17 protein-coding genes are annotated in these 20,349 nt (G+C 60.8%); 11 read left to right on the top strand and 6 right to left on the bottom strand.

The window, feature by feature from the left end; translation table 11 throughout:
* Positions 1–215: 215 nt before the first annotated feature.
* Both LIY45_RS13505 and LIY45_RS13510 read right to left on the bottom strand, forming a co-directional pair.
* Entirely contained in the window at positions 216–1,535 is a 1,320-nt protein-coding gene (locus LIY45_RS13505; RefSeq protein WP_226476614.1) for an ATP-binding protein, read from the bottom strand.
* Positions 1,532–2,242, bottom strand: coding sequence for a response regulator (locus LIY45_RS13510; RefSeq protein ID WP_226476615.1), 711 nt, complete (start codon positions 2,240–2,242; stop codon positions 1,532–1,534). The genes LIY45_RS13505 and LIY45_RS13510 overlap by 4 nt, the downstream gene beginning before the upstream one ends.
* Before the next feature lie 164 nt (positions 2,243–2,406).
* Between LIY45_RS13510 and LIY45_RS13515 the strand changes: the two genes are divergently transcribed.
* From LIY45_RS13515 to LIY45_RS13535, 5 genes are all read left to right on the top strand, one after another.
* Positions 2,407–3,195 carry a VacJ family lipoprotein gene (locus LIY45_RS13515; protein WP_226476616.1) on the top strand — a complete coding sequence of 263 codons (789 nt, stop codon included), beginning with the start codon at positions 2,407–2,409 and terminating at the stop codon, positions 3,193–3,195.
* Positions 3,185–3,463 (top strand): hypothetical protein, encoded by a 279-nt coding sequence (locus LIY45_RS13520; protein ID WP_226476617.1) that lies wholly within the window; start codon positions 3,185–3,187, stop codon positions 3,461–3,463. Before LIY45_RS13515 ends, LIY45_RS13520 begins: the two co-directional genes overlap by 11 nt.
* Positions 3,464–3,575: 112 nt before the next feature.
* Positions 3,576–3,782 carry a hypothetical protein gene (locus LIY45_RS13525; RefSeq protein WP_226476618.1) on the top strand — a complete coding sequence of 69 codons (207 nt, stop codon included), beginning with the start codon at positions 3,576–3,578 and terminating at the stop codon, positions 3,780–3,782.
* 114 nt (positions 3,783–3,896) lie between these two features.
* A complete protein-coding gene (locus LIY45_RS13530; RefSeq protein WP_226476619.1) occupies positions 3,897–5,816 on the top strand; it encodes an alkaline phosphatase D family protein in 1,920 nt (639 codons plus the stop codon).
* Between the two features lie 139 nt (positions 5,817–5,955).
* Positions 5,956–6,969: a diguanylate cyclase gene (locus LIY45_RS13535; RefSeq protein WP_226476620.1), complete on the top strand. Its 1,014-nt coding sequence runs from the start codon at positions 5,956–5,958 to the stop codon at positions 6,967–6,969.
* Positions 6,970–6,974: 5 nt separating this feature from the next.
* Here the strand turns inward: LIY45_RS13535 and LIY45_RS13540 are convergent, their stop codons facing one another.
* A complete protein-coding gene (locus tag LIY45_RS13540; protein ID WP_017476097.1) occupies positions 6,975–8,003 on the bottom strand; it encodes an amino acid ABC transporter substrate-binding protein in 1,029 nt (342 codons plus the stop codon).
* Between the two features lie 170 nt (positions 8,004–8,173).
* On the opposite strand from LIY45_RS13540, the gene LIY45_RS13545 reads away from it, so the two are divergent.
* Together LIY45_RS13545 and LIY45_RS13550 are read left to right on the top strand one after the other, a co-directional pair.
* Positions 8,174–9,064, top strand: a complete 891-nt coding sequence (locus LIY45_RS13545) for a LysR substrate-binding domain-containing protein (protein WP_026077801.1) — start codon at positions 8,174–8,176, stop codon at positions 9,062–9,064.
* 89 nt (positions 9,065–9,153) lie between these two features.
* Entirely contained in the window at positions 9,154–10,404 is a 1,251-nt protein-coding gene (locus tag LIY45_RS13550) for an aspartate aminotransferase family protein (protein WP_226476621.1), read from the top strand.
* Positions 10,405–10,448: 44 nt separating this feature from the next.
* Here the strand turns inward: LIY45_RS13550 and LIY45_RS13555 are convergent, their stop codons facing one another.
* Positions 10,449–10,832 carry a DUF1640 domain-containing protein gene (locus LIY45_RS13555; RefSeq protein ID WP_017476094.1) on the bottom strand — a complete coding sequence of 128 codons (384 nt, stop codon included), beginning with the start codon at positions 10,830–10,832 and terminating at the stop codon, positions 10,449–10,451.
* Positions 10,822–11,091 (bottom strand): hypothetical protein, encoded by a 270-nt coding sequence (locus tag LIY45_RS13560; protein ID WP_226476622.1) that lies wholly within the window; start codon positions 11,089–11,091, stop codon positions 10,822–10,824. Before LIY45_RS13560 ends, LIY45_RS13555 begins: the two co-directional genes overlap by 11 nt.
* Positions 11,092–11,383: 292 nt before the next feature.
* Between LIY45_RS13560 and LIY45_RS13565 the strand changes: the two genes are divergently transcribed.
* The 4 genes from LIY45_RS13565 to LIY45_RS13580 all read left to right on the top strand — a co-directional run bounded on the left by LIY45_RS13565 (position 11,384) and on the right by LIY45_RS13580 (position 17,801).
* Positions 11,384–12,721: a carbohydrate porin gene (locus tag LIY45_RS13565; RefSeq protein ID WP_226476623.1), complete on the top strand. Its 1,338-nt coding sequence runs from the start codon at positions 11,384–11,386 to the stop codon at positions 12,719–12,721.
* Between the two features lie 101 nt (positions 12,722–12,822).
* Complete coding sequence (locus tag LIY45_RS13570; protein ID WP_226476624.1) at positions 12,823–15,240, top strand: glucose/quinate/shikimate family membrane-bound PQQ-dependent dehydrogenase; 2,418 nt, start codon at positions 12,823–12,825, stop codon at positions 15,238–15,240.
* Between the two features lie 244 nt (positions 15,241–15,484).
* Entirely contained in the window at positions 15,485–16,342 is an 858-nt protein-coding gene (locus LIY45_RS13575; RefSeq protein WP_226476625.1) for a 2OG-Fe(II) oxygenase, read from the top strand.
* Between the two features lie 34 nt (positions 16,343–16,376).
* Positions 16,377–17,801: a pyridoxal-dependent decarboxylase gene (locus tag LIY45_RS13580; RefSeq protein ID WP_226476626.1), complete on the top strand. Its 1,425-nt coding sequence runs from the start codon at positions 16,377–16,379 to the stop codon at positions 17,799–17,801.
* A 30-nt stretch (positions 17,802–17,831) separates the two neighbouring features.
* On the opposite strand, the gene LIY45_RS13585 is transcribed toward LIY45_RS13580, so the two are convergent.
* The gene (locus LIY45_RS13585) at positions 17,832–20,168 is read right to left on the bottom strand and encodes a bifunctional diguanylate cyclase/phosphodiesterase (protein WP_226476627.1); all 2,337 of its coding nucleotides are present in this window, start codon (positions 20,166–20,168) and stop codon (positions 17,832–17,834) included.
* Positions 20,169–20,349 lie beyond the last annotated feature (181 nt).

A 20,349-nucleotide genomic window follows, 5' to 3' on the forward strand; every position in this document is an offset into this window, starting at 1 on the left:
ACGCCAATTTCCTATCAAGCGAGAGGTACGTCCATGATCGTCGGTAGCGCTTTTCACACCCAATCCCTGATTCAGCCCTTTCAGCCCGCCAAGCCGGTTCAACCCGTTCAGCCCGTACAACCCGCCTCCCCACCCAAGGACGAGCCGTCAGGTCGTAAGGAAGGCGGCGCGCTAAGCGGCTTGGGAGGCAGCTTGCTCTGACTGTTCAAACGCTTCTAAACCGGTAACACCACCACGGCGGCCAACCCGCCACACGGGCGACTTTCCAACGTCAGCGTTCCACCGTGTTCCAGGACAATCGCCCGTGCCGTAGAGAGCCCCAAACCGACCCCGCCGGTACTTTTATTGCGTGAGCCTTCCAGCCGAAAGAACGGCAGGAACACCTGCTCATGCCGCTCCTGCGGGATGCCCGGGCCACGGTCTAGTACCCGCACCGTCACCACGCCGGGACTCTGTTGCAGTTCGATTTCCGGCGCCCGCCCGTAGTGGATCGCATTGTCCATCAGGTTGGTCATCACTCGCTTGAGCCCCAGCGGGCGACCGAAATACACCAGCCGTGGCGGGCCATTGAAGGTGATGTCGATGGACTGGTCGCGGTAGTCGTCAATCAGCGTTTGCAGCAACTCAGCGAGGTCCAGTTGGGTGGCCTGTTCCAGACGCGCATCGTCGCGAAAGAATTCCAGCGCGGTGTTGATCATCGCCTGCATCTCGTCGACATCCCGGAACAGGCGGTGCTGCTGGTCGGCATCCTCGATAAATTCACCCCGCAGGCGCAGGCGGGTCAGCGGCGCACGCAGGTCATGGGAAATCGCGGCGAGCATCTGGGTGCGGTCCTGGATGAAGTGCTGCAACTGCGCCTGCATGCCGTTGAACGCGAGGATCGCCTGGCGAATTTCATGGGGGCCGACCGGCTCAATGGGCGGCGCACGAAAGTCGGCGCCGAAACGGCGCACGCCCTGAGTGAAATGCTGTAACGGTCGGGCCAGGCGCCGGGTGGCAATCAGCGTGACCAACGCGGTGGAAATCAGCACCAGCATCAGCACCACCAGGCTGCGCGGGCCTTCCGCCAGGCCCCAGCTGCGCGAAGGTGCGCTGAACATCAGCCAGGATTCATCCACCAGTTGCACCACCAGCGCATAGCGCCCGCCAGGGCCAGGCCAGTCGGACGGTTCATAGGCTTCCATCCGCCGCTCCGGCCCCTTGAGCAGCTGTTTGAACACTTGATCGGAGTGAAAAGCCGAGTCTTTCAGAACTGGCAAATCAATGCCCATGCGGGTCGAAGACCAACTCACACTGAAACTGTCATCGCCCACCGCCTGCGTCAGTTGTGCACGCTGGGACGGCTCCGCCGCTTCGATCATCCGCACGATCACCGCGACCTTTTCCAAAAGACCGGTTTCACCCAACGGCGGCCTGGCCCAAACGCCTGCCAGTTGCACGAACAACGCGTTGAAGGCCAGCGCCGTGAGCATCGCAATCAGGATGGTCAGGGCAATCCAGCGGGCCACGGTGTCCCGGGGTTTGAAGCGGCTCATGGGCGGGTCACCGCGACGGTGAACTGGTAACCGCCGTTACGCACAGTACGTATCATCGCCGGGCGCTTGGTGTCGAATTCCAGCTTGCGTCGCAGGCGGCTGACCTGCACGTCGATGCTGCGGTCAAACGCGTCGTGGCTATGGCCCCGCGCCAGGTTCAGCAATTGCTCGCGGGTCAGCACGCGCTGAGGGTGTTCGACGAACACCAGCAGCAGGTCGAACTCTCCGGACGACAACGGGATCATCACCTGGTCCGGCGAGCGCAACTCCCGGCGCGTCAGGTCCAGTTGCCAACCGGCGAAGCGAATCAGCGGACGCGACGCGTCACCCAACGTCGGCCGGCTTTCACCCGCCCGACGCAGTACAGCGCGCACCCGCGCGAGTAGTTCACGGGCGTCGAAAGGTTTGCTCAGGTAGTCATCGGCGCCCATTTCCAGGCCCACCACGCGATCACTCAGTTCGCCCATGGCGGTCAGCATGATCACGGGTGTTGCGTATTGCTGGCGCAGGCGCTGGCACAGCAACAGGCCGTTATCCCCCGGCAGCATCAGGTCGAGGATGATCAGGTCGGCAGGCATACGCTCCATGGCCGTCCACAGGTCTGCGCCATTGGCGGCAGTCTCGACCGTGTAGCCATGTTGCAGGAAGAATTTCTTCAGCAGGGCGAGGACCTCTAGGTCATCGTCCACGATTAAAAGATGGCTCACCGGTGGGCATCACTTGGTCTTGTCGATGCGCCATCTAAAACCATTCGACGCGGCCCGTCATATATTTCAATCGTGCAATAAAGCGTCAACGGCGCAATAAAGCAGACATCTTTGCGCAAGCCTCGAATGCCAGCATCGGCCTCCTTTTTCCGGAGACTGTGCTTATGCGTTCGCTGACGTACCCCCAGCACCTGGCTCGCCAGGCCGTGCTGTTGCTGACCGTGTCTTACCTGACAGGCTGCGCAAGCCCGGCCAACGTGGCGAGTACCACACGCTGCGCAGAGGTTTCCTACCCGGTGTATGACCCTGCCGAGCCGGTCAACCGGGGCGTCTTCGCCTTCAACCGCGCGGTGGATGACTACGCCCTGGCGCCTGTAGCCCGCGGCTACCGATACCTGCCGGAGTTTTTCCAGCAGGGTGTGCATAACTTTGCCAGCAACTTCAGCGAACCCAAGGTATTTATCAACGACCTGCTGCAAGGCAACCCTCGGCGCTCGGTCAACACGCTGGGACGCTTTGCGGTGAATACCACCGTGGGGATCGTCGGGCTGATTGATGTGTCGGACCCGCTGGGCATCCCTCGTCACACCGCCGACTTCGGCCAGACCTTTGGCGTGTGGGGGATTGGCAACGGCCCGATCGTGGAGCTGCCTTTGCTGGGCACCGGCAACAGCCGCGATGCGGCGGGCAAGGTCTTGAACTTCCTGGTGGCGCCGCTGGGCGACAGCGATACCGTACAAACCCTGGACACCATCAGCCTGGTAGGCGGTACGGTGGATACACGCGCGTCGTTGCTGCCGCTGACCGACAGCCTGCAAAAGTTGCCGGACTACTACAGCGCGTTGCGTAATGTGGTAGCCGAACACCGCGCGGCCTTTGTGCTGGAGGGCAAGCAGGGGGCGACGTCGCCCCGGGCCGATGATTGCGCAAAGGGAGCGGGCGATGATTTCTGATTCAAGCTCACTGATTCTGCAACATCAGGTCCGCAGACGCGGGGCCAACGCCCTGCTCTGCCGGGAAACGCGCCTGCATCTCTCTGGCGACCAGAATCGGCTGATCCTCAGTCGCTATGTCGAACAGTACAGCCCGCAGGGTGTGCGATGGGTCGAGCGCCAACACAGCGTGGCACTGGCCGATGTAATGCGCTGGCTGATGACGTCGGGAGAAGCATCCGTCACGAGCCATGAACCCCATAAGCAGGTGAATCTGACAACGTCATAATTTGACGCGAGACGTTTATAGCGAGGCAACCAGGGGATGCGTAATTTCTCGCTCTCCTTGATAGCGCTGGCTATCAAGGCAGACATCCTCTCTTTTAAAAAGGCACATCGCCATGATCCATGCTATGAACAGCTTCTTTGCACAATTGCCCACCCCATCGGTCTCCACTGAACAACCTGCGTCGGTACGAAACAAGCGATGCCTTGAACCGTTCGCCGAAGCGAGGAATACCCTTGACTACAACGGCGTCTCGGCCAGCGACCGGAGTCGTAAAAACTCCGGCGGCCTGGACAACCTCGGCGGCGGCCGCCTGCCCTGATCCAACAACCGGAGGGCGGTATCGCTGCCCTCTCACTGGGTGTCATGCCTTGACAAAACACTGACATCCATTGCGTTACCCTTTACCCCCAACCTGTAATCAGCCGTGGCCTTCATGCTACAACCCGCCCACCTTCCTGCCGTACTTGCTGGCCCGCTGCTGCGACGCCTGGAGCCCCAGCGCCTGGTGATGTGGCTGGTGGGAAGTCGTACCCTGGCATTGACCCTGAGGCTGCACGTCGCCCAAGGCGAGACGCTGGATATCGATCTGGACGCCAGCTGCTGCCAGGTCGTACCCGTCGGGCGCCAGGCCTTTATCCACCTGATCGACGTGCCGTTGGCCGAGGCACTGCCCCAGGATGTGAGCATCAGCTACGACCTGCTGGTAAACGGGGCCGGCATCGCCGAATGGGCGCCCCACCTGCTCTACCCGGGCGCCTCAAGCCCGAATTTCATCCTGCACAGCCATATCCACCAATTGGTCCACGGCTCATGCCGCAAGCCTCACCACCGCGCCGATGAAGGGTTGCTGTGTGTTGACCGGCTGTTGGCCGAGTCGAGCACTGTCGAAGCACGCCCGGCCCTGTTGATGATGAGCGGCGACCAGGTGTATGCCGACGATGTCGCGGGGCCAATGCTGCGGGCCATTCATGCGCTGATTGCCCGCCTCGGCCTGTTCGACGAACACCTCGAAGGTGCGGTCGTCGACAACAGCGCAGCACTCTATGAGCATGCCGCCAGCTACTACCACCGAGCCGATCTGTTGCCCGCCCTGGAGAGCAACGAGACCTTGCGCGAGCGTTTTTTTGGCGGCGTGAAGAAGCCGATTTTCACCAGCAGCAGCGCCGATAACCACCTGGTGACCTTCGCCGAAGTCATGGCAATGTACTTGCTCGCCTGGTCGCCCGTGCCGTGGGGCCTGATCAACCCGCAAGCGCCTCAACTGCGCGCCGAAGGGCACGTCCGCTACGCCCACGAGCAAGTGCAGATCGACAAGTTTCGGGACGGCCTGGGTGGCGTGGCCAGGGTATTCGCCCACCTTTCGTGCCTGATGATCTTCGATGATCACGACATCACCGACGACTGGAACCTCAGCGCCCAATGGGAAGAAACGGCCTACGGCCACCCGTTCTCCAAGCGCATCATCGGCAACGCGCTGTTGGCTTACCTGCTATGCCAGGGCTGGGGCAATAACCCGGATGCGTTTGACACCGTGCTAGGCAAAACCCTGGCCCTGACTACGCAAGCCCATGGCAACTACCTGGATGCGGTCGCTCAGGATGAGCTGGTAGACGAACTGCTGACGTTCCAGCAATGGCATTACGTGCTGCCCACCACGCCTGCGCTGGTAGTACTCGACACCCGCACCCGGCGCTGGCGCAGTGAGTTCAACCTCAAGCAACCGTCGGGCCTGCTGGACTGGGAAGCTTTAAGCGAACTGCAACAGGAACTGCTGGATCACCCTTCGGCGATCATCGTTTCACCCGCGCCCATCTTTGGCGTCAAGCTGATCGAGACCGTGCAGAAGGCCTTCAGTTGGTGCGGCTACCCGCTGCTGGTAGACGCAGAAAACTGGATGGCCCATCGCGGTGCGGCGCAGGTGATCCTCAACATCTTTCGCCATTCCCGCACCCCGGGCAACTACGTGATCCTGTCCGGAGACGTGCACTACTCGTTCGTCTACGAAGTACTGATCCGCCACCGCAATGGGGGCCCGAAGATCTGGCAGATCACCAGCAGCGGCATCAAGAACGAATTCCCACCGAGGCTGCTGGAATGGTTCGACCGCCTCAATCGCTGGCTTTACTCGCCTCGCTCACCGCTGAACTGGCTGACCCGACGCAGGCCCATGCAGGTTGTGCCGCATATTCCGGAACACGCCGAGGCAGGCGAACGACTGTGGAACTCTGCGGGGATCGGCCAGGTGTTTTTTAACCAGCAAGGGCAGCCTGAGGCCATCTATCAGCACAATGCCAATGGGGCGCCCAGAACGAGGATGGTAGCGCCAAATAAAAGGCTGAAGCCCCACGAATAGTGGCCCAAAGCCACAACCCCAACTAGACCAAAGCCCCCCTTTCTAAGCGCCAAAGCGCCGTTGTACAGTACCGTCAGCCACGGAGTATCGGCGTCAACAGTAACTGGCCATGAGAGCCAGCCCACGCAAGGAGCGCGCAATGGACGATACATCCGGCCAAGAACCCTCAAGGAGCGACTTCACCGACCTCAACGCCGACATGCTGCACGCCATCATGGAGCTGGTCAGCGACGGGATCTGGGACTGGAACGCCAACACCGGTTTCGTCTACCGCAACCCCGGCTGGTACGAAATGCTCGGGTACGCCCATCACTCCCTGGAAAACAGCGTATTCACCTGGGAAAACGTGATTCATCCGGATGATTATCCTCAGGTAATGGTGCTGTTCGATAACTACATCAACCGTCGCACCACTCACTATCAAGCCGAATACCGCTGCCGCAAGAAAGACGGCTCCTACCTGTGGATCGAAGACCGTGGCTACGTGATCTCACGTAACGACGACGGCTCGGTGGCGCGCATGGTCGGTGTCCACCGCAACATTCAGGCACGCAAACAGTCCATCGAACAGCTGGAACGACGCAATCAATCCCTGGAAGCCCTGGTGGCCGAACGTACCCGCGAGCTGTCGCGGGTCAATCAACAACTGCAGTTGCAACTGGATGAGAATCGCTCCCTGGCCGAACGCGACGCGTTGACCCACGTGGCCAATCGTTACCGTCTGGAGCGGGTCCTGCTGGAAGAATGCGATCGCGCCCAACGCTTTCGCCTGCCGCTGTCGCTGATTGCCATGGACATTGATGACTTCAAGCCGATCAACGACCAGCACGGCCACGCCGTCGGTGATGAAACCCTGGTGCATGTGGTGGAATGCCTGGAAGCCTGCTTGCGCCACGGCGACTTGCTGGCCCGCTGGGGCGGTGATGAGTTCATGGTGGTCGTGCCCAAAAGCACGTTGGAAACCGCGCGGGAATTGGCCGAGCACATGCGATGTGCGCTCAGGGAGTTGCCCGCCGTGGGCAACTTCAAGGTGACGCTGAGCCTGGGCGTGGTGGAGCGACGCAACGATGAATCACCCACCAGCCTGATGGCCAGGGCCGATCAGGCGTTGTATCGCTCCAAGGCGGCGGGCAAGGACACCGTGTCTGAGTAAAACCTTCAGCGAACCGGCGGCGCGTACTGGATGCCGCCGTTGCTCCACAGCGCATTCAGGCCGCGCTTGATCTTCAGCACACTGCCCTGGCCGATGTTGCGCTCGAACACTTCGCTGTAGTTGCCTACTTGCTTGACGATCTGCACCACCCAGTCCTTGCGCAGTTTCAGGTCCTTGCCGTAGTCACCGTCTGCACCCAGCAGGCGGGCAACGTCCGGGTTCTTGCTGGATTTGGCTTGCTCTTCGACGTTCTGCGAGGTGATGCCCATTTCCTCGGCATTGAGCATGGCGAACAGGGTCCACTTGACGATACTGAACCACTCGTCATCGCCCTTGCGTACCAACGGGCCCAGCGGTTCCTTGGAAATCACTTCCGGCAACACCACGAACTCATCCGGGTGAGCCATCTTGATCCGCTGGGCGTACAGGCCCGACTGGTCGGTGGTCAGCACGTCGCAGCGGCCGGCTTCGAGGCCCTTGGCGCTTTCGTCGGCGGTGTCGAAGGTGATCGGCGTGTACTTCAGGCCGTTGGAGCGGAAGTAGTCCGAGACGTTCAGCTCGGTGGTGGTGCCGGCCTGGATGCAGATGGTCGCGCCGTCCAGGTCCTTGGCGCTCTTCACGCCGAGCTTGGTGTTCACCAGGAACCCGATGCCGTCGTAATAGGTCACCCCGGTGAACACCATGCCCATGCCCGCATCACGGGAACTGGTCCAGGTGGTGTTGCGGGAAATCAGATCGATCTCGCCCGACTGCAACGCAGTGAAGCGCTCCTTGGCGGTCAACTGGCTGAACTTCACTTTCGACGCATCACCAAACAGCGCGGCCGCGACGGCGTGGCACACGTCCACATCAATGCCGGTCATCTTGCCGTTGGCGTCCGGCACGCCGAAACCCGGCAACCCATCGCTGACCCCACACTGGATAAATCCCTTCTTCTGGATCGCATCCAGGGTCGCCCCCGCGTGTGCGCTCCCGGCCAGCCCCAATACTGCAGCGGCGGTGAATGCCGCCAACGTGGATTTCATGTGCTTCATGCAAGGCGCTCCCTGTCGGTCTTTATTATTCGGCGCCACAAACCCACGCCGTTTATAGTGTTGCCGGTCAGTATCAACGGCTTTACACCTTGGCCACAAACGACGTTTAGGCTTAGGCTCCTTCCGATTTGGAATGAACTCGGCTATTTGAAAGGATCTGCGATCCCGTGATCTCAAAACGCTTGACCCCTTCGATGACCGCCTTGCAGTGCTTCGAAGCCGCCGCCCGCCACTTGAGTTTCACCCGCGCCGCCGAAGAGCTGCACCTGACCCAGAGTGCGGTGAGCAAGCAAGTGGCGCAGTTGGAAGAGATGCTCTGTCACCCGCTGTTCCAGCGAGTGCGCCAGCGTTTGTACCTGTCGCCGGCGGGCTCGCTGTACCTGGAGGAAGTGCGCAAGATCCTCAACCAGGTGGATATTTCCAGCCGCTACATCCTGACCTACGGTGGCGAAACCGAAGTGCTGCGCATCGCCACCCAGCCGACCTTTGGTGACCGCTGGCTGGTGCCCAAGCTCAAGGACTTTGCCGCGCGCCATCCCAACATCCACCTGGACGTGCGCAACGAACTGGAGCCGTTCGACGTGTTGCAGGCCAAGGCGGATATCGCGTTTTTCTTCGGCCAGGGGGCGTGGCCGGGAGCGACCTGCATCGAGCTGTTTCGCGAAGCCGTGGTGCCGGTCTGCGCCCCCGGGTTTGTTGCCGCTGGCAGCGATGCCTCGTCCCGTCACACGTTGCTGCAATGCACCTCGCGTCCGGAAGCCTGGCACGAGTGGTTTCTGGAACAAGGCCTGCACTCGCAAAACAGCTACCACGGGCCGCGCTTCGACACGTTCTACATGTGCATTCGCGCAGCCCAATCGGGGTACGGCGTGGCGTTGGTGCCGCAGTATCTGGTGGCCGAGGAATTGGCCAACGGCAGCCTGATGATCCCTTGGGATTACACGATGCCCAGCGCCGGCGCGCACTTTATCGCCCATGCCGAACATGCCGGGGAGATTCCGAAAGTGAAGGCCTTTTTGAGCTGGATGGTGGAGTACCTCACAGCACATCCCGACTTTTAATAATGACCCGGCGACTTTATTTCGTTTGCGGGGCAAGGCGGCTCACGGCTTAGATAAAAGGACGCATCCCATTCTTGAGTCCCGGATCCATGAGCCGCGAAACCATCAGCCAGTCGATTTCCATCGTCCACCCCATCAGCCTCAGCCACGGCAAGAACGCCGAAGTCTGGGATACCACGGGCAAGCGCTACATCGACTTTGTCGGCGGCATCGGCGTGCTCAACCTGGGCCATTGCCATCCGCGTGTGGTGGAGGCGATTCGCGAGCAAGCGACCAAACTCACCCACTACGCCTTTAACGCCGCGCCTCACGCGCCCTACATCGAACTGATGGACCGTCTCACCGCATTTATTCCGGTGGACTACCCGGTCAGCGGCATGCTCACCAACAGTGGCGCGGAAGCGGCGGAAAACGCCTTGAAAATTGTCCGGGGCGCGACTCGCCGTACCGCGGTCATTGCCTTTGACGGGGCGTTTCACGGGCGCACCCTGGCGACGCTCAACCTCAATGGCAAGGTCGCGCCCTACAAGCAAAAAGTCGGCGTATTGCCAGGGCCGGTGTTCCATCTGCCCTTCCCCAGCCGCGACAACGGCGTGACCTGCGGCGAAGCGCTGAAGGCAATGGACCGGCTGTTCAGCGTGGAAATCGACGTCGACGACGTGGCCTGTTTCATCATCGAGCCGGTGCAGGGCGAAGGAGGCTTCCTGACCCTGGACGTGGAATTCGCCCAGGCCCTGCGACGCTTTTGCGACGAGAAAAACATCCTGCTGATTGCCGATGAAATCCAGTCCGGCTTCGGTCGTACCGGCCAGCGTTTTGCCTTCTCACGCCTGGGGATTGAGCCAGACCTGATCCTGCTGGGCAAAAGCATCGCCGGCGGTGTGCCGCTCGGCGCAGTAGTAGGTCGCAAAACGTTGCTCGACAACCTGCCCAAAGGCGGCCTGGGCGGCACCTATTCCGGTAACCCGATTGCCTGCGCGGCGGCGTTGGCGACCCTGGATGAAATGACCGACGAACACCTGCAAAGTTGGGGCGCCCAGCAGGAAGAAGCGATCGTCAGCCGTTATGAATCATGGCGCTCGAAAAAGCTCTCGCCCTACCTCGGCCGCTTGACCGGCGTGGGCGCCATGCGTGGTATCGAACTGGCCAACGCCGACGGCAGCCCGGCCCCACAACAGCTGACCCAACTGCTGGCCCTGGCCCGCGAGGCGGGTTTGCTGCTGATGCCCAGCGGTAAATCACGGCACATCATCCGCCTGCTGGCGCCGTTGACGATTGAGGCGGCGGTGCTGGAGGAAGGGCTGGATATTCTTGAGGGGTGTTTGGCGAAGTTGGTTTAAAAGCCAGAAAGCCCGGCAGGGAGCCGGGCTTCGAACGGAAAGCGTCAGTGAACGAGTCGGGCGACGCCAAATGCGATGGCAGACAAGGCTCCAGCCGTTCCGACAAACCATTTCAACAGCCGGGTTTCCAACGATTGCATATCCGTTCTGAAATTGGCGATTGAAAGATCCAATCTAGAGGTCGCTTCAAGCAGGTCGATTTTGGTCTGCATCAGATCGGACTTGGTAGTCATGTGCTCTTGCATGCCATCCAGCTTCGTCTCGACGCGCTCCAGCCTTGCCTCAACTTGCGAAATACGCTTTTCCAAATCGCTTTCTCCTCCGTTGCCCCCACCGCCTGCGCCGCCTTTGCGGTCGCAGCCTGATGACGAACCTTGACGGTACTCCTGGCGAAGATAGCTCACATTATCCTTGAGGTCATTCGCCATTTCCGGCCTCCTTCTTCTGGGTCAAAGCATTCAATCCATCAGCTACACCCTCCATGCAGTCGATAAACTCATTCAGCTTCGCCCATGCTTCATCTGCTGCCTGTTTTACATCGGCGTCTTCACTACGTCTGAGCACGCCGGCCAGGCTGATGATGCCGGAACCGAGTCTCACAATTGCACTGTGATACTGGCCAAGAATAATGACTAATTCCCGGGCCGTTACGGCCTCTGCCTCACCCACCATGTCATCGCCGTCCATGTCGACTCCCATCCGTTTTGGTGACGCAGAAAACCACGCCTTCAAACGCAAACCAATGAACAGTTTGCTACCAAATCCGACGACCCAACCCACTATTACCAAATCCGAAAGAATCCATCTTCCGTTTAGCCCTTTCTCTCCCCTCGCCAGCGCTTTATCCTTATCAGTAACAAAGTGAAACGTTTCATCATTCCATCAGACCACCGACCGCCCGTGTTCAACGCCTTTGTGCGAACGCGCCAGGCCGCTGTTGGCGTTTCAAAACCATAAATATTAAGACTCCATTTTGCCTATGCCTGCTTTCCCAAACCTGCGCCTGTGCGCTGCGCTGCTACCGTTCGGCCTGTTCAACTGTGCCCAGGCCGCCCCTGCCTTTGACGCTGAATCACCGTGGATGCTGGGTGATTTCGGCGGCACTCGGACAGCGCTGTCTCAACAAGGCTACGACTTCAAGTTCGACTACACCGGCGAGATGGGCAGTAACCTGCACGGCGGCTCAGACCACGACCGTACCGCGCGCTACAGCGATCAGTTCGGCCTGGGCACGCACCTGGATCTGCAGAAGATCCTCGGTTGGCACGACGCGGAGTTCCAGTTGACGGTGACCGAGCGCAGCGGCAACAACATCACTAACGACCGCGTTAACGACCCGCGTATGGGCGGGTTCACCTCGTCCCAGGAAGTCTGGGGCCGTGGCCAGACCTGGCGCCTGACGCAGATGTGGTATCAGCAGAAGTTCTTCGACCAGAAACTCGACATCAAGGCCGGGCGTTTTGGCGAAGGCGAAGACTTCAACAGCTTCCCCTGCGACTTCCAGAACCTCGCGTTCTGCGGCTCCCAGGTCGGCAACTGGGTGGGCAGCATCTGGTACAACTGGCCGGTGAGCCAGTGGGCGTTGCGGATCAAGTATCACCTGACGCCTGAGCTGTACGCCCAGGTCGGTGCCTATGAACAGAACCCGTCCAACCTGGATCGCGGCAATGGCTTCAAGCTCAGCGGCAGCGGCACCCAAGGGACCCTGCTCCCGGTGGAACTGGTGTGGACGCCCACGCTCAACGGCCTGCCCGGCGAATACCGCGCCGGTTACTACTACAGCAGCGCCAAGGCCAGCGACGTCTATAAAGACCGCAACGACCAGCCGGCGGCCCTCAGCGGCGAGGCCTATCGCAGCGCCTCCAGCAAACACGGGGTGTGGCTGGGGGTGCAGCAGCAAGTCACCAGCCTGGCCAGCGACCATTCGCGAGGCTTGAGCGTGTTCGCCAACGGCACGATGCACGACAAGAAAACCAACGCTGTGGATAACTACGTGCAGGCGGGTGTGGTCTACAAGGGCCTCTTCGATGCCCGCGCCAAGGACGATATCGGCTTTGCGGTCGCCCGGGTGCACGTCAACCCGGCCTATCGCAAGAACGCCGAGGCGACCAACCAGGCCCGCGCCGTCTTCGACTTCGATGACCCGGCCTACCTGCCCCTGCAACACACCGAATACAGCGCCGAGCTCTATTACGGCGTGCACGTCACGAACTGGCTGACGGTGCGCCCGAACCTGCAATACATCCGTCATCCCGGGGCCGTGGCCCAGGTGGATGACGCGCTGATTGGCGGGATCAAGCTGCAAAGTTCCTTCTGATTGCTGAATAAACCTAATTTGCCCTGAACCATGCCTGCGCCGGAACGTCATCTACAGTGAACTGTGCGCAACCAATTCAAAACGTAACGGAGAACCACACTATGAGCACTGATGGTGCTTCAAGTCCAAGTCGCCTGCTGCCCAGGCTGCTGGGGATCTTGCTGCTGATAATGGGCCTGGCCTTGTTGGCCGGGGGGATCAAGCTGAGCATGCTCGGCGGGTCGCTGTATTACCTGCTGGCCGGCCTCGGTATCACCGTCACCGGTCTGTTGCTGCTGGCAACACGCCGCGCGGCGCTGGGCTTGTACGCACTGGTGCTGTTTGCCAGCACCGTCTGGGCACTGTGGGAAGTCGGCCTGGACTGGTGGCAGTTGGTGCCGCGCCTGGCCCTGCTGTTCGCCCTCGGCATCGTCATGTTGCTCCCGTGGTTCCGCCGTCCGTTGCTGCGTGGCCAAGCCTCGCCGTTGGGCACTGGCGCCCTGAGCGTCGCCGTCGTGCTGGCCGGTGCCGCCGCCTTGGCCAGCCAATTCACCGACCCGGGTGCCATGGTCAAGAAAGGCCAACTGGACCGCGATGCGGTGCCAGGCATGGCCAGCGCCGCACCGGCCCAGGCCGAGGGTGACTGGAACTCCTATGGCCGCTCGGCCTTCGGTGATCGTTACTCGCCACTCGCGCAGATCACCCCGGAAAACGCCCACAAGCTGGTGCCAGCCTGGACGTTCCGTACTGGCGACATCCCTGGCCCTGGCGATCCCGGTGAAACCACCGCGGAAAACACCCCGCTGAAAGTCAACGGCATGCTCTACGTGTGCACGCCTCACAGCCAGGTGATTGCCCTGGATCCAGACACCGGCAAGGAAATCTGGCGTTTCGACCCGAAGATCAGCACCGAAGGCGCTGCAAACTTCAAGGGTTGGGCGCACATGACCTGCCGTGGCGTGTCGTATCACGATGACGCCGTGTATGCCTCCGAGCAGAGCCCGACTGGCAGCGCCAGCCCGGCCGCCGCGCCGAATGCCTGCCCGAAACGCATCTTCGTACCGACCGCCGACACCCGTCTGATCGCCCTGAACGCCGACACCGGCAAGATGTGCGAAGACTTCGGTGACAAGGGCCAGGTCGACCTGCGTGCCAACATCGGCACCTTCGCCCCGGGCGGTTACTACTCCACCTCGCCACCGGCTGTTACCAAGAACCTGGTAGTGATCGGCGGTCACGTGACCGACAACGTCTCCACCGACGAGCCTAGCGGCGTGATCCGCGCGTTCGACGTGCACACCGGCAAGCTGGTGTGGAACTGGGACAGCGGCAACCCGGACGACACCACCCCGTTGGCCGAGGGCAAGACCTACACCCGCAACTCGCCAAACATGTGGTCGATGTTCGCGGTCGACGAAAAACTCGGCATGCTCTACCTGCCGATGGGTAACCAGATGCCCGACCAGTACGGCGGCGACCGGACTCCGGACTCCGAGAAGTACAGCGCCGGCCTGACGGCCCTGGACATCGACAGCGGCCACGTGAAATGGACCTTCCAGTTCACTCACCATGACCTGTGGGACATGGACGTGGGCGGCCAGCCTTCGCTGATCGACATCAAGACCGCTGACGGCGTGAAGCAAGCGGTGATGGCGTCGACCAAGCAAGGCAGCATCTACACCCTGGACCGCACCAACGGTCAGCCGGTGGTGCCGATCAATGAAATCCCTGTACCGCAAGGCGCAGTGGCCGGCGATCACACCGCACCGACCCAACCGAAATCCGACCTGAACTTCATGCCACCGCCCCTCAAAGAGCGTGACATGTGGGGCGTGACGCCGTTCGACCAGATGCTGTGCCGGATTGACTTCAAATCCATGCGCTACGACGGTCCGTTCACCCCGCCATCGCTGCAGGGCTCGATTGTTTACCCAGGTAACTTTGGCGTGTTCGACTGGGGCGGCATTTCCGTCGACCCGGTTCGCCAGATTGCTTTCGTGAACCCGAGCTACATGGCCTTCAAATCGAAACTGATCCCGGCCGCCGACATCGCCAAGCAAGGCCCACGGGTCAGCGAAACCGAAGGCGTGCAGCCGAACAAAGGCGCGCCATACGGCGTGATCCTCGAAGCCATGCTGTCGCCACTGGGCCTGCCGTGCCAGGCGCCGGCGTGGGGTTATGTGGCCGCGGTCGACCTGACCAACCACCAGACCATCTGGATGCACAAGAACGGCACCGTGCGTGACAGCTCGCCGGTTCCGATTCCACTGACCATGGGCGTGCCAAGCCTGGGCGGGACTTTCACCACTGCCGGTGGCGTGTCCTTCCTCAGCGGTACCCTTGACCAGTACCTGCGTGCCTATGACGTGAAAAACGGCAAGCAACTGTGGGAAGGTCGCCTGCCAGCAGGCGCGCAAACCACACCGATGACCTACACCGGCAAGGACGGCAAGCAGTACGTGCTGGTCATGGCCGGCGGTCATGGTTCCCTGGGTACCAAACAGGGCGACTATGTGATGGCGTTCAAACTGCCGGATTAAGCAAAACCGGCAGTAAGAAAAAGGCGGCTACCTGAGTGGGTAGCCGCCTTTTTTTATGCGTGAAATAAAGCGATGCAACAGCGCCGATGTATTTAAAAGTTTACTCGGAAAAGTCCTATACCTCCCCAAAAGTCTTTCTCCCTACTTTGGCCCTGCGCCATCCGACGTTCACTGTCGCTAGTAAATCCCCCGCCCAACAAACGTTATCTATATGACGTGCTGTAATTAACATGGAGTTTTCATCATGACGGACCTCAACAGCGTTGAATCAATACCTTCAGTCCCGCATAGCCAGACGCCACGGATCCTGGCGCTTGAGCAACTCGACACACTCAGCCTGGAAAAACTTATTCGTGGAGAAGTACTCGCCATCCGGGTACCTGACTACGCGAATGAACAAACCAGCGAAGTATTAAATAAACATATCAACGAAACGGCGACACTCCAGGAATATAACCACGAGACGTATGAGCACGGAAAAGTTGTCCAGCATTTCTATGGTGTCCATCGCTGGGGAACACCGTTCAACTCCACCTACGGCAAGGCCGCAGACAGCTATTCGCAACAGAAATACTACGCAGACGCCACCCACATGCGCGTTGTGATCGATGACCTCTGTGCCCCTCGCAACCCCCCCATCCATCTGCTGATGGAGCATATCCGGAAGGTGTGGCCAGAAGGCGCGACAACCGCGGCGTTCCAGGGCCAGCCGATGTTCTGCGGCATTATCCGCGCCATGTTCCCGGAGACAGCCCACCTCTCGGAAACAGTCCCCCATGTAGATTGCCTGCCCTTGTCGATTGCCGAACTGGAACATCAATTCAGCGCGAATATTTACCTCGAAGTACCACCGTCGGGAGGTGAACTGGTCATCTGGGATACCGAGGCGTTTACCTACGACGAGGTCATACGTTTCGAAGGGGCGGAACTGCCCGAAGATCGCTTGCAAAAACCGCTGCGCATCCAGCCGCAGAAAAACGAACTGGTGATTATCAATACTCGCCGTCCCCATGCCATTTGCGGTTTCGATTCAGGCAAGCGCATCAGCATCCAGTCGTTTATCGGCTATACCACTGGCCAGCCGTTTTACTTCTGGTGCTAACGCCTTTACTTCTCTTCCTGACGGACACCCTGATATGACACCTGAAGAATTCCGCCGACATGGCCACGCCATGATCGACCTGATTGCAGACTATCGACAAAACATCGAGCAACGCGGCGTGCAACCCACCACGACCCCGGGCGAAATCAGGTCCGCATTGCCGGCCAGTCCGCCTGAGACAGCCGAACCGTTCGAACAGATCATGGGCGACGTTGAAAAACTGATCATGCCCGGTCTGTTGCATTGGCAGCATCCAAGTTTTTTTGGGTTCTTCCCGTCGAATGTAGAACTGTCCTCCGTCCTCGGCGATTGCTTGAGTACCGGCCTGGGCGTGGTGGGATTGTCGTGGCAATCGAGCCCGGCCCTGACCGAAATCGAGGAAGTCACCACCGATTGGCTGCGCGACATGATCGGCCTGAGCGCCAACTGGAGCGGCGTGATCCAGGACTCGGCCTCGACCTCCACCCTGGTGGCGCTGATCAGCGCCCGCGAACGCAGCTCCCACTACGCGCTGATGCACGATGGCCTGCAAAACAGCGGCGCCCCCTTGATCGTCTACACCTCGGCCCACGCCCATAGTTCAGTGAACAAGGCCGCGATCCTGGCGGGGTTCGGCCAGAACAATATCCGTACCGTGGCAACCGACGAACACAATGCAATGTCACCGCATGCATTGGAGCGGGCAATCGAACAAGACCTGGCTGCCGGGAACAGACCCTGTGTGGTGATTGCGACCACCGGCACAACGGCAGCCATGGCCATCGACCCCCTGGAAGCCATCGGCGCCCTGACGCAACGTCACGGCCTGTGGTTGCATGTCGACTCAGCCATGGCCGGAGCCGCGATGATCCTCCCGGAATGCCGCGCGCTGTGGCACGGCATCGAGAACGCCGACTCGCTGGTCCTCAACCCTCACAAATGGCTGGGGGCGGCGTTTGATTGCTCGGTGTACTTTGTACGCGACCCCGAGCACTTGATTCGCATCATGACCACCAACCCCAGCTATCTACAGTCCAAGGCTGACGGCCAGGTCAGGAACTACCGCGACTGGCGGATCTCCCTGGGCAGCCGGTTCCGCGCCCTGAAACTGTGGTTCCTGATCCGTGAGCAAGGCGTCAGCGGCCTGCAGGCCCGGCTGCGGCGTGACCTGGCGAATGCCCGCTGGCTGGCAGAACAGATTGAAGGCAGCAAACACTGGAAACTGGTGGCCGCCGTCACCCTGCAGACCGTGTGTATTCGCCACGAGCCACCAGGCCTTGATGGTGAGGCGCTGGATAACTACACCCGGGCCTGGGCAGAAAAGCTCAACCATTCAGGCAGCGCCTACGTCACCCCCGCCGTGCTCGGCGAGCGCTGGATGGTACGCGTGTCCATCGGCGCGCTGGGGACAGAGCGCCACCATGTCGAAGGCTTGTGGGAACGGTTGCAAAGCCTGGTCGATATGACGGTTGGGCACTGAAAGACCGGCGTCGGTGCAGCCACCGACGCCCTAGACCGGCACGCGCTCGCGGCGCATCCACATCTCAAACGCCATGGCATTCAATGGCCGGCTGATCAGATAGCCCTGGGCCGTGTCGCACTTCCAGAGCTTGAGCAGCTTGAGGCTGGGCTCGAACTCCACCCCTTCAGCCACCACCTTGAGCCCCAGGTTGTGGCTCATTTCGATGGTCGAGCGCACGATCACGCCGTCGCCGGAAGTGCTGTCGAGGTTGCGCACGAACGACTGGTCGATCTTCAATTCCTGCACCGGCAGGCGTTGCAGTTGCGCCAGGGATGAATAGCCGGTGCCGAAGTCGTCCACCGACAGGCTGATGCCACAACCGCGCAGTTGCTCCAGCACGCTGAGGGCCTGCACCGGGTTGTGCATGATCGCGCTTTCGGTGATTTCGAAAATCAGTTGCCGGGCCGATACGCGGTAATGCGCCAGCAACTCGGTCACCCGCAGGGCCAGGCCGTCATCGGCCAGGTCATCCACCGAGATGTTCACCGACAACTGCACCTGCAACCCGCGCACGTCCCACTCGGCCAATTGCCGAATGGCTTCTTCGATCACCCAGTGGGTCAGGTTGCCCATGCTGCCGGTGCGCTCGGCCAAGGGAATGAACTCGGCGGGAGATACCAGCCCGAGGGTCGGATGCTCCCAGCGCAGCAGCGCTTCGGCCTGGCTCACATGCCCATGGTGCAGGTCGAGCTTGGGCTGATAACACAGGTACAACTCGCCCTCCGCCGGCGCCCGGCGCAGGTCACGGATCAGGCTGATCTGCCGTTGGTGGGCGAGGTCGCGGTCCTGTTGGTAGATCTGTAAATAACCCGGGAATGCTGCCGCATCGTGACGGGCAATGGCGGCGCGGCTGATCAGCTCTTCAACCTGCTGGCCGTCGGCCGGGTAAGCGGCAATGCCGATGCTCACTTCGTGGCGCAGTTCATCACCGCCGATGCGCTGGGGCTCGGTCAGGAGCCCATACAGGCGGTCAGCCAAGGCCACGACACGGTCGATCTCGGTGTTTTCCAGCAGCAGCAAAAACTCGCTGCCGGTGATACGCGCAGCGGTGTCACTGGCCGAAAGGCTCGACAGCAGGCAGCGGCTGGCTTCGCGGAGCATTTCTTCCACGCCTTCCGGGCCGTAGCCTTCGTTGATCACGCGGTAGTTCTCGATCCCCAGGTACAGCAACACCACAGGCCGACCGGCGCTGATGGCACTGCCCAGGCGTTCCATGGCCAGCGCCCGGTTGGGCAGGCCGGTGAGCGGGTCATGCAGCGCGTTGTGGGCCAGTTGCCGCTCGCGCACCGCGATCCCGGTTTGCATGGCGTTGAAGGCCTGGGCCAGCAGGCCGAACTCATCATGGCTGCGAACCCGCACCGGCGTCCGGTAGTCACCGGCACCGATGCGTCCGGCCGCCTGCACCAGCGCATTGAGTGGGCGCGAAACCCGCCGCGCCAGGAACAACGCCCCCGCCAGCGACACCAGCAGCACCACCAAGGCTATTGCGAGAAATTGCCGGTCCAGCGGCGCGAAGGATTCAAGGGCGTGGTCCAGCGGGCTTTGCAGCAGCACCCGCACCTCACCGCCGTCTGCGGTGTTGCCCAAAGGCAGCACCTGGCTGAGATAACGCCGGCCGTGAAACAGGTTCAGTTGCGCCTCAGGATTGATGTACGGAGCCTGCAAGTCGCTGGCAATTGATGCCTGGAATACCTCGGGCTGAGTGCTGAACAATTCGCCAGGCTGACCGCGCTGCACACTGAGGAACGACACTTCCAGGTTGCTCATGGAGCGCAATTCACTGGCGAAGATTTCGTCCATGGGCAGGCCCATGACAACAAGGGCGATCGGTGTGGGGTCGACGACTTCCTGCTGCACCAGCAGAAAAGGCCGGCCATCCAGGGCCACGATCAACATTTGCAGGCCGCTGCGCCGGGCCTGGCGCAAGGCTTCGTTGTAGGGAAAGGCCTGGCCGGGGGTCAACGCCTGTAACGTACTGACCATCACCTTGCCATCGAGGCCCAGCACAAACACTTCACTGGACGTCAGGCCGGTGCCATGCCGGCGCAGGGCAGCGAGAATCTCGGCGGGCTCGCCCTCGGCGACAGACTGGCGGAAGGGCAGGTCTGCCGTGAGCCAGTTCAAACCGTATTGCAGACGCCGGCCACGCAGGTCGAGCAAGCGTTCGAACACCTGGCTGCCGGTTTGCAGTTGCACCTGAGCCTGGTTTTCTACGGCGCGGTTGGTCGCAGTCTTCACGGCGAAGTACACCGCAGCCACCACCACCAGTAACAGCAACGCCAGCACCCCGGCGATCCGGGTTTGAAAGGTATGGCGCCACCTCATTTTGGTGCCCTCTGGCAGCGCCTGTCCCCTCCAGCCGAAATGTCCCTTCGTCATACGCGTCCCTCGCGACAGCTGAACCGGCGTCAAATAAACGTCCTTTTTAAAAGGACATTCGAACTATCCAGACTAGCTGCGCAAGGGAAGAAGTGCATCCAATAAATACGGGAACCTGGGTGTCATT

The organism is Pseudomonas sp. MWU16-30323, from assembly GCF_020515595.1.
Classification (GTDB): Bacteria; Pseudomonadota; Gammaproteobacteria; order Pseudomonadales; family Pseudomonadaceae; genus Aquipseudomonas; species Aquipseudomonas yamanorum.

Bases quoted from the DNA above. Each gene is read 5' to 3' on its own strand.
- LIY45_RS13550 (WP_226476621.1), top strand. From the start codon at position 9,154: ATGAGCCGCGAAACCATCAGCCAGTCGATTTCCATCGTCCACCCCATC.
- LIY45_RS13585 (WP_226476627.1), bottom strand. From the start codon at position 20,168: ATGAGGTGGCGCCATACCTTTCAAACCCGGATCGCCGGGGTGCTGGCG.
- LIY45_RS13520 (WP_226476617.1), top strand. From the start codon at position 3,185: ATGATTTCTGATTCAAGCTCACTGATTCTGCAACATCAGGTCCGCAGA.
- LIY45_RS13505 (WP_226476614.1), bottom strand. From the start codon at position 1,535: ATGAGCCGCTTCAAACCCCGGGACACCGTGGCCCGCTGGATTGCCCTG.
- LIY45_RS13515 (WP_226476616.1), top strand. From the start codon at position 2,407: ATGCGTTCGCTGACGTACCCCCAGCACCTGGCTCGCCAGGCCGTGCTG.
- LIY45_RS13555 (WP_017476094.1), bottom strand. From the start codon at position 10,832: ATGGCGAATGACCTCAAGGATAATGTGAGCTATCTTCGCCAGGAGTAC.
- LIY45_RS13540 (WP_017476097.1), bottom strand. From the start codon at position 8,003: ATGAAGCACATGAAATCCACGTTGGCGGCATTCACCGCCGCTGCAGTA.
- LIY45_RS13565 (WP_226476623.1), top strand. From the start codon at position 11,384: ATGCCTGCTTTCCCAAACCTGCGCCTGTGCGCTGCGCTGCTACCGTTC.
- LIY45_RS13525 (WP_226476618.1), top strand. From the start codon at position 3,576: ATGATCCATGCTATGAACAGCTTCTTTGCACAATTGCCCACCCCATCG.
- LIY45_RS13560 (WP_226476622.1), bottom strand. From the start codon at position 11,091: ATGGACGGCGATGACATGGTGGGTGAGGCAGAGGCCGTAACGGCCCGG.
- LIY45_RS13575 (WP_226476625.1), top strand. From the start codon at position 15,485: ATGACGGACCTCAACAGCGTTGAATCAATACCTTCAGTCCCGCATAGC.
- LIY45_RS13570 (WP_226476624.1), top strand. From the start codon at position 12,823: ATGAGCACTGATGGTGCTTCAAGTCCAAGTCGCCTGCTGCCCAGGCTG.
- LIY45_RS13535 (WP_226476620.1), top strand. From the start codon at position 5,956: ATGGACGATACATCCGGCCAAGAACCCTCAAGGAGCGACTTCACCGAC.
- LIY45_RS13580 (WP_226476626.1), top strand. From the start codon at position 16,377: ATGACACCTGAAGAATTCCGCCGACATGGCCACGCCATGATCGACCTG.
- LIY45_RS13530 (WP_226476619.1), top strand. From the start codon at position 3,897: ATGCTACAACCCGCCCACCTTCCTGCCGTACTTGCTGGCCCGCTGCTG.